The sequence below is a fragment of the Burkholderia sp. AU39826 genome (genome assembly GCF_020419965.1).
Classification (GTDB): domain Bacteria; phylum Pseudomonadota; class Gammaproteobacteria; order Burkholderiales; family Burkholderiaceae; genus Burkholderia; species Burkholderia semiarida.
On sequence record NZ_JAIZQG010000001.1, the window covers coordinates 21,297 to 36,676 of the forward strand.

Genomic DNA, 15,380 nt, shown 5'->3' on the forward strand with positions numbered 1-15,380 from the left:
GTTTCGCGTGGCGGGGCCGGTGAACCACCAGGAACTGCGCATGAGGAAATTCAACGTTCGCATCGTCGTCGCATACGACTGGCCGCTGACGCTGGCCGGTATCGAGCAGATCGCAGACAGCAGCTGCGCGATCGAGCTCGTCGCGGTCTACCGGAGCGCGGCCGAACTGGTCGCGTCGCTCGGCGGCGTCGATTGCGACATCGTGCTGGTCGACTATGCGATTCGCGGCGACGAGCAGATGGACGGCCTCGCGCTGTTCGACTGGCTGCGCCGCACGCGGCCGAACGTCGGCATCGTCGCGCTGGTCGCGAACGAGAACCCGCTGATCTTCCGGTCGATCCTCGCGAACGGCGGCGTGAGCATCGTCAGCAAGCTCGACGAGGTCGGCCACATCGTCACGGCGATCCATTCGAGCTACAGCGGCGGCGCCTACCTGTCGCCGTCCGTGCGGCGCGCGGTCGATGCGCTCGGCACGCGCGGCGACGCGCCCGTGAAGCTGTCGGCGCGCGAGATCGAGGTGATTCGCCTGTATCTGGCGGGCGTACCGATCAAGACGATCGCGCAGCGCCTGAGCAAGGGCAAGCAGACGGTCAGCGCGCAGAAGATCAGCGCGATGAAGAAGCTCGGCGCGAACAACGACGTCGAGCTGATCCAGCGGGCGGCGGGGCTGGGGCTCGGCAGCGCCGAGGCCGCGCGGCGGGCGGGCAGCGCGGTGTGAGTGCGGGGCAGGGCGCCGTCAGGCCGGCAACGCGAACCGCGTCACCGCGTCGCGCAGCGCCTCGGCCTGATCGCGCAGCGAATGCGCGGCCGCCGCGGCCTGCTCGACGAGCGCCGCGTTCTGCTGCGTGACCTGATCCATCTCGCCCACCGCGCGGTTGACCTGCTCGATCCCGGCGCTCTGCTCGCGCGATGCGTGGCTGATTTCGTCGAGGATCTCGTTCACGCGCCGCACCGATTGCACGATCTCGGCCATCGTCTCGCCCGCGTGCGTGACGAGCGTCGCGCCGTGCTGCACCGTCTCGTTCGACGACACGATCAGCGACTTGATTTCCTTGGCCGCCGTCGCCGAGCGTTGCGCGAGCGAGCGCACTTCGGCCGCGACCACCGCGAAGCCGCGGCCCTGTTCGCCGGCCCGCGCCGCTTCGACGGCCGCGTTCAGCGCGAGGATGTTGGTCTGGAACGCGATCCCGTCGATCACGCCGATGATGTCGCCGATCTTGTGCGAGCGGTCGGTGATTTCGTTCATCGTGCGCACGACGTCGTCGACCACCGCGCTGCCGCGCGTCGCGACCTGCGCGGCCTGGCCGGCAAGCGACGCGGCTTGCGCGGCGCTGTCCGCGTTCTGCTTCACGTTCGCGGTCATCTGGTCCATGCTCGACGCGGTCTGCACGAGCGCGGCCGCCTGTTCCTCGGTGCGCTGCGACAGGTCCGTGTTGCCGGAGGCGATCTCGCTCGCGCCGACGTTGATGTTCTCGGTGCCGGTGCGGACCCGCGACACCATGTCGATCAGCCCGCCCTGCATCGTGTGCAGCGCATGCAGCAGGCTGCCGCGATCGTCCTGCTTCACGGCCACGCGCGCGGTCAGGTCGCCCTGCGCGATGCGTTGCGCGGCGTCGAGCGCCACTTCGAGCTCGCCGCCGAGGTTCGCGCGCACGCTTTTCAGCACCATCACCATCACGGCGGTCGCGATCGCGCCGAGCACGGCCGTCATCGCGAACCAGCGGCCGACGCTTGCGAGCACGGCCGTGCGCACGTCGTCCATGTACATGCCGGTCACCAGATACCAGTCCCACGGCGCGAAGCGCTGCACGGCGCTGGTCTTCTCCTGCGGCTTGTCCGCGCCCGGCTTCGGCCACAGATATTCGACGAAGCCCTTGCCGCCTTCCGCGTTGCCGGCCTTCACGATCTCGACGAACAGGTGCTGGCCGTTCGGATCGGTGAAATTCGACACGTCCTTGCCGTTGAGCTCGGCCTTGATCGGATGCATCACGATCACCGGCTTCGAATCGTTGACCGAGATATAGCCGTCGGCGCCGTGGCGCATCGCGGCGATCGCCTCGAGCGCCTTCTGCTTCGCATCGGCTTCCGGCAGCGCGTTCTGCTGCGACAGCTTGTAGTAGTGATCGGTCACGCTCGCGGCCTGCGCGACCAGCGACGCAAGCTGGTCGCGGCGGTCCGCGATCATCGACGCGCGGGTCTGCCATGCGCCGAGCCCGGCGATCACGAGCAGGCCGAGCCACAGGATGACGATCATCGACGCGAGTTTTTGATTCAGGGAAAGATTGCGCATGGTGTGAGGTTGGTCAGTCGAGAACGCTTGCCGGAACGGCGTGACGGGATAAGTCTCTTGACGGCGCGCCATGCGTGTCGCCGTAGACGGGAAATCCCTTAGAAGCGGTCATTTCCCGATGCCCGTGACGCGGGCGCGGGCATCTATGCATATGCATAACAGCGGCCGCTATACTGTCGGGCGACGGTCTGCGTCGCGCCCGCACGGGCAGCGCGTGGGCACCGAACGAAACCGAAAGGAGGCAACGATGCGGATTCTGGTGGTAGGGGCCGGCGCGGTCGGCGGATACTTCGGCGGCCGGCTGGCCGCGGCGGGGCGCGACGTGACGTTCCTGGTGCGCGAGGGCCGCGCCGCCGCGCTCGCGCGCGACGGGCTGCTGATCCGCAGCCCGCGCGGCGACCTGACGCTTGCGAACGTGCAGACCGTGCGCGCGGGCGACGCGGGCGCCGGCGTCGCGCCGTTCGATCTCGTGCTGCTGAGCTGCAAGGCGTACAGCCTCGACGACGCGATTGCGTCGTTCGCACCGTTCGTCGGGCCGCGGACGCTGATCCTGCCGATGCTCAACGGGATGCGCCATCTCGACGTGCTGCGCGAGCGCTTCGGCGCCGCGCAGGTGCTCGGCGGCCTGTGCGTGATCGCGGCGACGCTCGATCGCGAGCAGCGCATCGTGCATCTGAACGACACGCACGGCGTGTCGTTCGGCGAGCTGGCCGGCGGCGAATCGCCGCGCGTGCGCGCGGTGGCCGACGTGCTCGGCGGCGCGGGCTTCGACGCGACGCTCAGCGACGACATCGCCGCGCGGATGTGGGACAAGTGGGTGTTTCTGGCAACGCTCGCCGCGAGCACGTCGTTGTTTCGCGGGTCGATCGGCGACATTCTCGCCGCGCCGGACGGCCGCCGCCTGCTCGAGACGATGCTCGCCGAATGCAGCGCGATCGCCGAATACAACGGCCATCGGCCCGACCCGGCGGCCAGCGAGCGGATGCAGCGGATGGTGCTGACGCCGTCGCCGCTGACCGCGTCGATGCTGCGCGACGTCGAGAACCATGCGCGCGTCGAGGCCGATCACGTGATCGGCGACCTGCTCGCGCGGCGCGACCCGCAGGCGGCCGATACGCTGTCGCTGCTGCGGATCGCGTACAACCACCTGAAGGCGTACGAGGCGCGCACGGCGCGCGAGCAAGCGGCGGCGTAAGCCGGCGCGGGCGACCGGAGCGGACGGCCGCCGCACCATTCCGCGCTGCAACAAATTTGCCTTCTGGCGCCATTTCCGCCCGCAGGCGGCAAAAAAGTATCGAAAATCAGGCGTAAAGTTGGTGGAGCCGCGCGCGCGATCGACCTACATTGCTTCCCATGCGACCGGTCGCGGCGCCGCGCGAGACACGCGGCGCACGCGCACAGCCGAACAGGCCGGCCAGCGAACCAAGGGAATGGAGACGCCAACATGATGCACCCCGATCTCGAAGTGGTCGACGTGCGACGCGACGAGTCGTTCAAGGTCTGGTCGCACGGCTATCCGTATCGCACGATCCGCTGGCATTTCCATCCCGAATTCGAGCTGCACCTGATCGTCGCGACGCACGGCAAGTATTTCGTCGGCGATCACATCGGCTCGTTCGGCCCCGGCCATCTCGTGCTGCTCGGGCCGAACCTGCCGCACAACTGGGTCAGCGACATGGCCGCAGGCGAAACCGTCGAGCGCCGCAATCTCGTGATCCAGTTCGATCCGTCGTTCGTGCGGCGCTGCATGGACGCATTCCCCGAATGCCGCGACGCGCAGGCGCTGCTCGACGATGCACGGCGCGGGGTCGGCTTCGACGCCGCGACGAGCGCCGCGATCGCGCCGTTGTTCGACGAGCTGCTGACCGCGCGCGGGATGCGCCGCATCGCGCTGTTCATGACGATTCTCGAACGGCTGTGCGGCGCGGCCGAACGCACGCTGCTCGCGAGCCCCGCCTACGATCAGGCCGACGTCACGCCGACGCGGCTCAGCCACGCGCTGTCGTATATCGGCAAGAACCTCGCGTCCGAGCTGCGCGAATCCGATCTCGCGCAACTGACCGGGCAGAGCGTCAGCGCGTTCTCGCGCGCGTTCCATCGCCATACGGGCATGCCGTTCGTCCAGTACGTGAATCGTCTGCGGATCGAATCCGCGTGCCAGATGCTGCTCGCCGACGACGCGAGCATCACCGACATCTGCTTTCAGGCCGGCTTCAACAACGTGTCGAACTTCAACCGCCAGTTCCGCGCGGTGAAGGGGATGGCGCCGTCCGAATTCCGCGCGCTGCAGCGCCTGAACGCACGCAGCCGCGAGCTGGCGCTGCATGCGGCGCCGACCGGCAATCCGCTGCCGCCGCGCGTGCTGACGCCCGGTGCGCCTGAACTCATGCCGCAGCCCGGATGATCGCCGGGCCGTTGCCCGCCCGAGTTTTCCCAACCGTTTTACCCAGCCGAATCGCGTCGCTTGCGCCGCGAGGGGCGCATTCACCCACGAAAAAGCCGCACACAATCTGGAGACACCGTCATGACGCACGCATCGCCCGCTTCTTCTTCCCGTCGCGCCGCCCGCCTGGCGGCCGTTGCCGCGCTCGCCGCCGCGGCCCTGTTGCCCGCCGCCGCCGCGCACGCCGCGCCGCTGCGGATCGGCATGACGTTCCAGGAACTGAACAACCCGTACTTCGTGACGATGCAGAAGGCGCTGAACGAAGCGGCCGCGTCGATCGGCGCGCAGGTCGTCGTCACCGACGCGCATCACGACGTCAGCAAGCAGGTGAGCGACGTCGAGGACATGCTGCAGAAGAAGATCGACATCCTGCTCGTGAACCCGACCGATTCGACCGGCATCCAGTCGGCGATCACGCAGGCGAAGAAGGCCGGCGCGGTGGTCGTGGCCGTCGATGCGAACGCGAACGGGCCCGTCGATTCGTTCGTCGGCTCGAAGAATTACGACGCGGGCGTGATGTCGTGCGAATACCTCGCGAAGGCGATCGGCGGCAGCGGCGAGGTCGCGATCCTCGACGGCATTCCGGTCGTACCGATTCTCGAACGCGTGCGCGGCTGCAAGGCCGGGCTCGCGAAATTCCCGAACGTGAAGCTCGTCGATACGCAGAACGGCAAGCAGGAGCGCGCCGCCGCGCTGTCGGTCACCGAGAACCTGATCTCCGCGCATCCGAACCTGAAGGGCATCTTCAGCGTGAACGACGGCGGCTCGATGGGCGCGCTCGCCGCGATCGAGGGTTCCGGCAAGGACATCAAGCTGACGAGCGTCGACGGCGCGCCCGAGGCGATCGCCGCGATCCAGAAGCCGAACTCGAAGTTCATCGAGACGACCGCGCAGTTCCCGGCCGACCAGGTGCGCATCGCGCTCGGCATCGCGATCGCGCGCAAGTGGGGCGCGACGGTGCCCAAGGCGATTCCCGTCGACGTGAAGGTCGTCGATCGCGGCAACGCGAAGGGTTTCAGCTGGTGAACGACGTGCGACGCGACGCGAAGGGCGGCGGCGCGGCCGACGCCCTTCGCACGGAGAAGCCGATGGACACGATACTCAGGCTCAGCCACATCACGAAAAGCTTTCCCGGCGTGAAGGCGCTGTCCGACATTCATCTGGAGATCGCGCGCGGCGAGATTCATGCGCTGCTCGGCGAGAACGGCGCGGGCAAGTCGACGCTGATGAAGATCCTGTGCGGCATCCACCAGCCGGATGCGGGCACGATCGAGATCGACGGCAGCGCACGCCATTTCGCCGACTATCACGACGCGGTCGCGGCCGGCGTCGGCATCGTGTTCCAGGAATTCAGCCTGATTCCGCACCTCGATGCCGTCGACAACCTGTTCCTCGGCCGCGAGCTGCGCAACCGCTGGGGCGCGCGCGACCGCAAGCGGATGCGCGCCGCGGCGGCCGCCATCTTCGCGCGCCTGGGCGTGGCGATCGATCTCGATGCGCCGATCCGCGCGCTGTCGGTCGCGCAACAGCAGTTCGTCGAGATCGGCAAGGCGCTGTCGCTCGACGCGCGCATCCTGATCCTCGACGAGCCGACCGCCACGCTCACGCCGGCCGAGGCCGAGCACCTGTTCGCGATCATGCGCGAGCTGAAACGGCAGGGCGTCGCGATGATCTTCATCTCGCATCATCTCGACGAGATCTTCGCGGTGTGCGACCGCATCACGGTGCTGCGCGACGGCCAGTACGTCGCGACGACCGAGGTCGCGCGCACCGACGTCGAGCAACTGGTGCGCATGATGGTCGGCCGCCGGATCGAAAGCAGCTTTCCGCCGAAGCCGGCGCGGCCGGCCGACGCGCCGGCCGTGCTCGAGGTCGATGCGCTGCAGATCGAGCGCGACGGCCCGGTGAACCGCTTTGCGCTGCATGAAGGCGAGATCCTCGGTTTCGCGGGGCTGGTCGGCTCGGGGCGTACCGAGACCGCGCTCGCGGTGATCGGCGCGACGCGTGCTCATCGCAAGGAGGTGCGCGTGCGCGGCGCGGCGGCGAAGCTCGCCGATCCGGCCGACGCGCTGCGCGCGGGCATCGGCATCCTGCCGGAAAGCCGCAAGACGGAAGGGCTCGTCACGTCGTTCTCGATTCGCGACAACATCTCGCTGAACAACCTCGGCAAGTACCGGTCGATGCGCTGGCTGATCGACCGGCGAAGCGAGGCACGCACCACGCACGACGTGATGCGGCGCGTCGGTGTCAAGGCGCCGTCGATCCACACCGAGGTCGCGACGCTGTCCGGCGGCAACCAGCAGAAGGTCGTGATCGCGCGCTGGCTGAACCATCACACGTCGGTGCTGATCTTCGACGAGCCGACGCGCGGCATCGACGTCGGCGCGAAAGCCGAAATCTACGGGCTGATGCGCGAACTCACCGCGCGCGGCTACGCCATCATCATGATCTCGTCCGAATTGCCGGAAATCGTCGGCATGTGCGATCGCGTCGCCGTGTTCCGGCAAGGCCGCATCGAGGCGACGCTCGCCGGCGACGAGATCGATCCCGACACGGTCATGACCTATGCCACGGCCGGCACGCGAGGAGCGACCCATGAACCTGCCTGATTCTTCTTCCACGCCATCCACGACGCTCGCGGCCACGGCCGGCGACGCGCCGCCGCCCCGCGCGATGTGGGCGCAACTGCGCCGCTCGACGCTGTTCTATCCGCTCGTCGGCCTCGTCGTGGTCTGCATCGCGATGATGATCGCGAGCCCGAGCTTCCTGTCCGCCGCGAACCTCGAGAACGTGCTGCGCCAGGTGTCGATCAACGCGATCATCGCGGTCGGCATGACCTGTGTGATCCTGACGGGCGGGATCGACCTGTCCGTCGGCTCGGTGATGGCGCTGTCGGGCACGCTCGCGGCCGGGCTGATGGTCGCGGGCGTCAACGCGGTCGCCGCGCTGGCGATCGGCATCGCGGTCGGCCTCGGCTTCGGTGTCCTGAACGGGGTGTTCGTCGCGTTCGCGGGAATGCCGCCGATCATCGTCACGCTCGCGACGATGGGCATCGCGCGCGGCCTCGCGCTGATCTACACGGGCGGCTATCCGATCGACGGGCTGCCCGACTGGGTCGCGTTCTTCGGCAGCGGCAAGGTGCTCGGCATCCAGGCGCCGGTGCTGATCATGCTGGTGGTCTATGCGATCGCGTGGCTGCTGCTCGACCGGATGCCGTTCGGCCGCTACGTGTATGCGATCGGCGGCAACGAGCAGGCGACGCGGCTCACCGGCGTGCGCGTCGCGCGCGTGAAGCTGATCGTCTACACGCTGGCCGGGCTCACGTCCGCGCTTGCCGCGATCGTACTGACCGGGCGCCTGATGAGCGGGCAGCCGAACGCGGGCGTGGGCTTCGAGCTCGACGCGATCGCGGCCGTCGTGATGGGCGGCACGTCGATCTCCGGCGGGCGCGGCGCGATTCTCGGCACGCTGGTGGGCGCACTGTTGCTCGGCGTGCTCAACAACGGGCTCAACATGATCGGCGTGAACCCGTATGTGCAGAACGTGATCAAGGGCGGAATCATCCTGCTCGCGATCTACATCAGCCGCGAGCGATCGCGGTAACGACGGAAATATCGGTTATCCGAATCATTCAGAAAAGAGACAACTCATGACGACACCCGAAGCCAAACCGCGCATGACCGCGGTCGTCTGCCACGGCCCCGAGGACTATCGCGTCGAACAGGTCGCGATGCCGCGCCCCGGTACGAACGAGCTCGTGATCCGCATCGCCGCGTGCGGCATCTGCGCGAGCGACTGCAAGTGCTACACCGGCGCCAAGATGTTCTGGGGCGGCCCGAGCCCATGGGTGAAGGCGCCGGTGATTCCCGGCCACGAATTCTTCGGCTATGTCGAAGCGCTCGGCGACGGCGCGGCCGAGCATTTCGGCGTCGCGCTGGGCGAGCGCGTGATCGCCGAGCAGATCGTGCCGTGCGGGAAGTGCCGCTATTGCAGGTCGGGCCAGTACTGGATGTGCGAGGTGCACAACATTTTCGGCTTCCAGCGCGAGGTCGCCGACGGCGGGATGGCCGAATACATGCGCATTCCGCCGACCGCGATCGTCCACAAGATCCCGCTCGGCATATCGCTCGAGGATGCCGCGATCATCGAGCCGCTGTCGTGCGCGATCCACACGGTGAACCGCGGCGACGTCCAGCTCGACGACGTCGTCGTGATCGCGGGCGCGGGCCCGCTCGGGCTGATGATGACGCAGGTCGCGCACCTGAAGACGCCGAAGAAACTCGTCGTGATCGACCTGATCGACGAACGGCTCGAACTCGCGCGGCAGTACGGCGCCGACGTGACGATCAACCCGAAGCGCGACGACGCGCGCGAGATCGTCCGTGCGCTCACCGACGGCTACGGCTGCGACGTGTACATCGAGACGACCGGTGCGCCGGTCGGCGTGAACCAGGGGCTCGACCTGATCCGCAAGCTCGGCCGCTTCGTCGAATTCAGCGTGTTCGGCGAGGACGCGACCGTCGACTGGTCGATCATCGGCGACCGCAAGGAGCTCGACGTACGCGGCGCGCATCTCGGGCCATACTGCTATCCGGTCGCGATCGACCTGCTCGCGCGCGGGCTCGTCACGTCGAAGGGCATCGTCACGCACGGTTTCGCGCTCGAGGAATGGGACGACGCGATCCGCGTCGCGAAATCGCCCGAATCGATCAAGGTGCTGCTGAAGCCGGCCCGCTGACGGCCGGCGCGCGCCTCACCGGAGACATCATGGAATACGTCATAGGCGTCGACATCGGCACGCAGAGCACCAAGGCGCTGCTCGTCGACCGGCACGGCACGATCGTCGCGCGGCGCTCGGCCGGCTACCAGCCCGATACGCCGCGCCCGCTGTGGGCCGAGCAGTGGCCGAAGGTGTGGTTCGACGCGGTGCTCGACTGCATCGCGGGCTGCGTGAGCGACGCGCGCGCGCAGGGCGTGCCGGCCGATGCGATCCGCGCGGTATGCGTGAGCAGCCTGTACGGCGGCTCGGGCATCCCGGTCGACATCGACATGCGGCCGCTGCATCCGTGCCTGATCTGGATGGACCGGCGCGCGACCGCGCAAGTCGACTGGGTCAACGAGCACGTGAACGTCGAGCGGCTGCGCGTGATCACCGGCAACGGCGTCGACAGCTACTACGGGTTCACCAAGATGCTGTGGCTGCGCGACCAGCGGCCGGACGTGTGGGCGAACGTGCGCTATTTCCTGCCGCCGAACGCGTACGTGATCTATTTGCTGACCGGCGAAGTCGCGGTCGACCACAGTTCGGCCGGCAATATCGGCGGCGTGTACGACGTCGCGCGCCGCGAGTGGTCGGACGACGCGCTCGACATGCTCGGCATTCCGGCGACGATGATGCCCGAGCGGCTGGTCGATTCGACGGACGTCGTCGGCGGCCTGCTGTCACAATGGACCGCCCAACTCGGCCTGCCGGCCGGCACGCCCGTCGTGGCAGGCGGCGTCGATGCGGCGGTGGCGACCTTCGCGGCCGGCGCGACGCGCACCGGGCAGCACGTCGCGATGATCGGCACGAGCATGTGCTGGGGCTACGTGAACCGGCACGTCGATGCGCGCCACGGCCTCGTCAGCATGCCGCACGTGTTCGACGGGCAGCGCGACCTGTACGTGTTCGGCGGCGCGATCACGGCCGGCGCATCGGTCGCATGGTTTCGCGACCAGTTCTGTCACGCGGAAATCGATGCGGCGCGCCTGCTGCCGCACGGCGATCCGCACATGTTGCTCGAGGAGGCGGCCGAGCGCGTGCCGGCCGGCGCCGACCGCGTGCTGTTTCTGCCGTACCTGATGGGCGAGCGCAGCCCGGTGTGGGATGCGAAGGCGAGCGGCGCGTTCGTCGGGCTGAGTCTCGCGCATACGCGTGCGCATCTTTATCGTGCGGTACTCGAAGGCGTCGCGTTCGCGTTGCGCCACAACATCGAGGCCGGCCGCCGTGGCGCGGCGGCGCTGGACGATCGATTGATCGTCGTCGGCGGCGCCGCGCATTCGGCGCTGTGGATGCAGATCATCGCCGACGTGACGGGTTTTCCGGTGTGGACGATCGAGCAGGACGTCGAAGCCGCAATGGGCGCCGCGCTGCTCGCGGGTGTCGGCGCAGGGCTCGTGTCACGCGACGACGCACAGGGCGGCTGGGTCACGCTCGTCGAGCGCGCACGGCCCGACGCCGACCGCGCGAAAACGTACGACGCGCGTTTTTCGCTCTACACGGCGCTGTATCCGGCACTCAGGCCGATCATGCACAGGCTCGGGACATCATCATGAACACACGATTCGATTTCAGTGGGTCGACGGTGCTCGTCACGGGCGCCTCGAGCGGAATCGGCCGTGCGTGCGCGGTCGCGCTGGCGCATGCAGGCGCGCGCGTCGTCGCGGCGGCGCGCGACATGGCCGCGCTCGACACGCTCGCCGCGGAGATTGCGTGCGATACGTTGCGCATGGATGTCGGCGGCGACGAACACGCGATCGATGCCGCACTCGCCGCGTACGATGCGTTCGACGGCCTCGTCAATTGCGCGGGGATCGCGTCGCTCGAGCCTGCGCTCGACGTCGAAGCCGCGCATTTCGATCGCGTGATGGCCGTCAATGCGCGCGGTGCGGCGCTCGTCGCGCGGGCCGTGGCGCGAAGGATGATCGAGCGCGACGGACGCGGTGACGCGCACGCGCGGGGCAGCATCGTCAACGTGTCGAGCCAGGCGTCGCTCGTCGGGCTGCCCGCGCATCTGAGCTATTGCGCGTCGAAGGCGGCGATGGACGCGATCACGCGCGTGCTGTGCATCGAGCTCGGCCTGCACGGCATTCGTGTGAACAGCGTGAATCCCACCGTCACGCTCACGCCGATGGCGCAGTTCGCGTGGAGCGAACCGGACAAGCGCGAGCCGATGCTCGCCGCGATTCCGCTCGGCCGGTTCGCGCAGCCGGACGAAGTCGTCGAGCCGATCCTGTTTTTGCTGAGCGATGCGGCGTCGATGATCAGCGGTGTGTCGTTGCCGATCGACGGGGGGTATACGGCGCGCTAGGCCTTCGTCACGGACGTGGCGGTCGAGTTCGCGGCGCGGCCGGCGCGCGGCTAGACGGGATCCTTGCTCGGCGGTCCGTCCGGCTGCTGCGGGTTGTCGTGATGGCCGGGCGGCGACGAGAACGGGTCGTCTTCCGGGTCGCGGTTCGGGTCGGCCGGTGGCTCGGGTGTCGGGGTCGTGTGGTCGCTCATGGAGAACTCGTGCGGTGCGTGACGGCGGTGGCGCGGCGGACGCGCCTCGTCTTGGTTATAGCCAATCGGGCGCGCGTTTGCAGCGGGTTCTTGCGGCAGGCTGCCGATCGTCGGCGAAATCCGCGTATTGACGGTGTTCGTGCGGGATCTCGCGAGGTCGCGCAATCGAAGTCAGCGCAAGTCCGCCGGTGTATCGACGTCGCGCAGGATGCCGGGATCGTCGATGTCGAGCAGTTGCACCGGTGCGCTGGCGAACAGCGCGCGGGCGCCCGTGTCGCCGTCGAGGGCGGCCAGTGCTTCGAAGTGGTGCGCGGCGAAACCGACCGGATGCCCGCGCACGCCGCGATGCGCGGGCGCGACGATCGATGCGTTGTCGGCTTCGAGCGCGCGTGCGACCGTTTCGTAGGTGGAAGCGGCGATCCACGGCATGTCGCCGAGCGCGACGAGCCAGCCGCTCGCGTCGGGCGTCGTGCGGACGCCGGCCGCGAGGCTCGCGCCCATGCCCCGCAACGCGTCGGGGGCATAGACGACCTGGCAGCCGGCTTCGTTCAGCAGAATTGCAAGCGCTTCGGCGCCGGGACGCACGACGGCGATCACGTCGGCGGTGGCTGCCGCGAGACGGCGGGCGGCGGCCACCGCAACCGGCGTGCCGTCGGGGAGCCGGGCGAGCAGCTTGCTGTGCAGGCCGCTCGGGTCGAAGCGTTGACCAAGGCCGCCGGCGAGCAGGACGCCGGTGGCGAGTGACGCATAGGACATCGGCGCGAGGGGAGTGAGGCAGGTGCTGCGATTGTGCGGGAGCACACGGGGATCGGCAAGTGAGGATGTTACCGAATCACGCCTGCCGAATCGGGAAAACTGTCATCGCGCCGCTTCGTCGAGCATGCTTTCGTCGACAGGACCGTAAATTGCGTGCGATTCGTTCTGGATCACGGCCCAATAGCGATCGCCGAACGACCAGTGCCACCATTCGGACGGGTAATTCGTGAAGCCGGCGTGCGTCAGCGCGTCGATCAGGATTTGGCGGTTGCGCGCGGCCGCGCGGCTGATGAACGGGTTGTGCGTGTAGCACGCGCCGGACGATTCCAGGTCGGTGGCGTTCATGATGGCGAGGCCGGTTGCAGGCCGCCGGCCGATGTCGAGCAGGGTGGCCGCGGTCGTTTTGGTCAGACGAATCGCCAATATGCCAGAGTCTCGTGCAGAACGCGCCGCGATATGACCCGAGCGCGGGCGACGCTTACCAGAGCGTCTTGACGTGCGCGTACGCGCGGATTTTTTCGTCGCGCGTGACGAGCGGCGCGCCGAGACGCCGCGCGGTCGCGACGATCATGCGATCGGCCGGATCCTTGTGGAACGTGCCGGGCAGGTCGGTGGATTTCGCGGCGATGTCGGCATCGACAGGCACGAAACGCATGCCGTCGATCTGCGCGACGGTGGCGAGCCACGCGTCGACATCCATCGTCAGGGCGAGGCGATCGTTGCGCACCAGCATCGCGATTTCCCACGCGGAGATCGCGGATGCGGCGAGCGCGCCTTCGCTCCGCGCGCGATCGATCGCGCTGCGCGCCTTCTTGCTGAGCGCGGGGTCGCCCGCTACCCACCACACCAATGCATGCGTATCCAGCACGATCACCGCGACGCCTCCCAATCATCTTCCGCAATCGGATCGAGAGGATTGTCGTAGCGCATGACCGACCCGCGCAATATGTCCAACGGCTGGGCTTCGCGCGAGCGATACGGGCGGATCTCGAGCGTCGGTTTGCCGTGGTCGGTGACGATCAGGCTTTCGCCCGACGCCTCGACGAGCCGGAAGTATTCGAGGGCGCGAGCCTTGAATTCGGATTTCGATACGGGAGCGTGCGGCATCATGATATGGTCATGGTCATCAGACTATGGTCATTTTAGCCTCGCATTTCGATGCGGCGCAAGCGCCGTGGGCGTGACCGGCTCGCGCTACGCATCCGCCCACTTCCTCAACAGGTTGTGATAAATCCCGGTCAATGAAATGACCATCGGATCCTTCGCGCCTTTCTCCGCGGAAAGCGCCTGAATCTGCGTATCGAGCTGAAACAGCAGCGTGCGGTCGCCATCGTCGCGCACCATGCTCTGGATCCAGAAGAACGACGCCACGCGCTCGCCGCGCGTTACCGATGTCACGTGATGCAGGCTCGATGCCGGATACAGCACGAGGTCGCCCGCCGGCAGCTTCGCGCGATGCACGCCGTACGTATCCTCGACGCACAGCTCGCCGCCCTCGTACGCATCGGGTTCCTCGAGGAACAGCGTGGCCGACAGGTCGCTGCGCACGCGGAAATCCGTGCCGCGCAGCAGCCGGATCGCGTTGTCGACGTGCGTGCCGAACGTCTCGCCGCCTGCATAGCGATTGAACAGCGGCGGAAACACCTTGAGCGGCAGCGCCGCCGAAAAGAACAGCGGATGGCGCGCGAGCGCATCCTGGATCGCGTCGCCCACCGCGCGTGCGGCGGGCGAACCTTCCGGCAATTGCCGGTTGCGTTTCGCGAGCGCGGACTGCGCGCCAGACGTCGCGTTGCCGTCGACCCATTCGGCGGCATCGAGCAGGTCGCGGCATTGCGCGACCTGCGCTTGCGTCAGTACGCCGGGGATGTGAAGCATCATGATACGGATTCCATTGCGTGCGGCGCCAGTTGCATCGCCGCCGACCGAAACGCGTCGAGCGGCGACGACACGAGATACGCGCGCATCTTCGCGATGAACGCGGGTGTCGCGGTGGCCGGCACCCGCGCGAGCCACACGAGCGCTTCGTCGATGCGCCCGCGCTCGGCGAGCAGCCGCGCGTAGTTGAACTGGCCGCGAAAATCGCCGGCAACGGCGGCACGGCGATAGTGGTCGAACGCGGCATCGATATCGACCGGTACGACCCAGCCGTCCTCGTAGAAGCCGCCGATCAGGTTGATCGATTTCGCATGGCCGAGCGCGGCCGCGCGGCGAAACCACTCGAGCGCGTCGGCGCGGTTCTCGTCGACGCCGTTGCCGAGGGCGAGTGCGGTCGCGTAGTTGTACATGCCCCAGTCGAGGCCCGCCTGCGCGGCGAGCCGGTACCAGTACACGGCGACCGGCGCGCACGCGGCCGTGCCCCAGCCGAACTCGTAGCAGCGTCCGAGCATGTTCATCGCCATCGGATGATTCGCCTGCGCGGCATGCCGGAACCACGTGAGCGCGGCCGCGGGATCGCGCGGCACGCCGTGGCCGTCGAGCAGGTATTGCCCGTACACGGCCTGCGCATCGACGATGCCGTGCTCGGCCGCCGCCGCGACCCACGCGGCGGCGCGCTCGGGCGGCCCGGCCAGGATGTCGGCGAACTCGCGCGGCGAGACCGACGCGAGCGCCTTCAGCGACACGGCCTCCAT

17 protein-coding genes are annotated in these 15,380 nt (G+C 68.1%); 9 read left to right on the forward strand and 8 right to left on the reverse strand.

From position 1 onward, the window contains the following. Positions 1-40 precede the first annotated feature (40 nt). Positions 41-718, forward strand: coding sequence for a response regulator transcription factor (locus LGM42_RS00110; RefSeq protein ID WP_060311651.1), 678 nt, complete (start codon positions 41-43; stop codon positions 716-718). A gap of 18 nt (positions 719-736) precedes the next feature. On the opposite strand, the gene LGM42_RS00115 is transcribed toward LGM42_RS00110, so the two are convergent. After that, positions 737-2,290, reverse strand: a complete 1,554-nt coding sequence (locus LGM42_RS00115) for a methyl-accepting chemotaxis protein (RefSeq protein WP_060310662.1) — start codon at positions 2,288-2,290, stop codon at positions 737-739. Positions 2,291-2,537: 247 nt separating this feature from the next. Between LGM42_RS00115 and panE the strand changes: the two genes are divergently transcribed. The 8 genes from panE (at position 2,538) to LGM42_RS00155 (ending at position 11,803) form a co-directional block, all read left to right on the forward strand. Further along, a complete protein-coding gene (gene panE, locus LGM42_RS00120; RefSeq protein WP_089465671.1) occupies positions 2,538-3,485 on the forward strand; it encodes a 2-dehydropantoate 2-reductase in 948 nt (315 codons plus the stop codon). A 249-nt stretch (positions 3,486-3,734) separates the two neighbouring features. Then, the gene (locus LGM42_RS00125; protein ID WP_099317658.1) at positions 3,735-4,694 is read left to right on the forward strand and encodes an AraC family transcriptional regulator; all 960 of its coding nucleotides are present in this window, start codon (positions 3,735-3,737) and stop codon (positions 4,692-4,694) included. 120 nt (positions 4,695-4,814) lie between these two features. Beyond that, positions 4,815-5,759 carry a substrate-binding domain-containing protein gene (locus tag LGM42_RS00130; RefSeq protein WP_226231232.1) on the forward strand — a complete coding sequence of 315 codons (945 nt, stop codon included), beginning with the start codon at positions 4,815-4,817 and terminating at the stop codon, positions 5,757-5,759. Further along, positions 5,678-7,342 (forward strand): sugar ABC transporter ATP-binding protein, encoded by a 1,665-nt coding sequence (locus tag LGM42_RS00135; protein WP_413227402.1) that lies wholly within the window; start codon positions 5,678-5,680, stop codon positions 7,340-7,342. Before LGM42_RS00130 ends, LGM42_RS00135 begins: the two co-directional genes overlap by 82 nt. Continuing rightward, positions 7,329-8,336, forward strand: coding sequence for an ABC transporter permease (locus LGM42_RS00140; protein WP_060968698.1), 1,008 nt, complete (start codon positions 7,329-7,331; stop codon positions 8,334-8,336). Before LGM42_RS00135 ends, LGM42_RS00140 begins: the two co-directional genes overlap by 14 nt. A 46-nt stretch (positions 8,337-8,382) precedes the next feature. Beyond that, positions 8,383-9,471 (forward strand): alcohol dehydrogenase catalytic domain-containing protein, encoded by a 1,089-nt coding sequence (locus LGM42_RS00145; protein ID WP_059584753.1) that lies wholly within the window; start codon positions 8,383-8,385, stop codon positions 9,469-9,471. 29 nt (positions 9,472-9,500) lie between these two features. Further along, positions 9,501-11,048, forward strand: coding sequence for an FGGY-family carbohydrate kinase (locus tag LGM42_RS00150; RefSeq protein WP_226231234.1), 1,548 nt, complete (start codon positions 9,501-9,503; stop codon positions 11,046-11,048). Continuing rightward, positions 11,045-11,803, forward strand: coding sequence for an SDR family oxidoreductase (locus tag LGM42_RS00155; protein WP_226231235.1), 759 nt, complete (start codon positions 11,045-11,047; stop codon positions 11,801-11,803). The genes LGM42_RS00150 and LGM42_RS00155 overlap by 4 nt, the downstream gene beginning before the upstream one ends. A 50-nt stretch (positions 11,804-11,853) precedes the next feature. On the opposite strand, the gene LGM42_RS00160 is transcribed toward LGM42_RS00155, so the two are convergent. From LGM42_RS00160 to LGM42_RS00190, 7 genes are all read right to left on the reverse strand, one after another. Continuing rightward, complete coding sequence (locus LGM42_RS00160) at positions 11,854-11,994, reverse strand: hypothetical protein (protein ID WP_012339712.1); 141 nt, start codon at positions 11,992-11,994, stop codon at positions 11,854-11,856. A 171-nt stretch (positions 11,995-12,165) separates the two neighbouring features. Next, positions 12,166-12,750, reverse strand: a complete 585-nt coding sequence (locus LGM42_RS00165) for an NTP transferase domain-containing protein (protein WP_226231236.1) — start codon at positions 12,748-12,750, stop codon at positions 12,166-12,168. 102 nt (positions 12,751-12,852) lie between these two features. Next, positions 12,853-13,095 carry a M15 family metallopeptidase gene (locus LGM42_RS00170; protein ID WP_226231237.1) on the reverse strand — a complete coding sequence of 81 codons (243 nt, stop codon included), beginning with the start codon at positions 13,093-13,095 and terminating at the stop codon, positions 12,853-12,855. Positions 13,096-13,228: 133 nt separating this feature from the next. Further along, positions 13,229-13,624, reverse strand: coding sequence for a type II toxin-antitoxin system VapC family toxin (locus LGM42_RS00175; protein WP_059585115.1), 396 nt, complete (start codon positions 13,622-13,624; stop codon positions 13,229-13,231). Then, entirely contained in the window at positions 13,621-13,860 is a 240-nt protein-coding gene (locus tag LGM42_RS00180) for a type II toxin-antitoxin system Phd/YefM family antitoxin (RefSeq protein ID WP_021158157.1), read from the reverse strand. The genes LGM42_RS00175 and LGM42_RS00180 overlap by 4 nt, the downstream gene beginning before the upstream one ends. A gap of 84 nt (positions 13,861-13,944) precedes the next feature. Beyond that, positions 13,945-14,628: a Fe2+-dependent dioxygenase gene (locus LGM42_RS00185; RefSeq protein WP_226231238.1), complete on the reverse strand. Its 684-nt coding sequence runs from the start codon at positions 14,626-14,628 to the stop codon at positions 13,945-13,947. Continuing rightward, a complete protein-coding gene (locus tag LGM42_RS00190) occupies positions 14,625-15,380 on the reverse strand; it encodes a tetratricopeptide repeat protein (RefSeq protein WP_059584764.1) in 756 nt (251 codons plus the stop codon). Before LGM42_RS00190 ends, LGM42_RS00185 begins: the two co-directional genes overlap by 4 nt.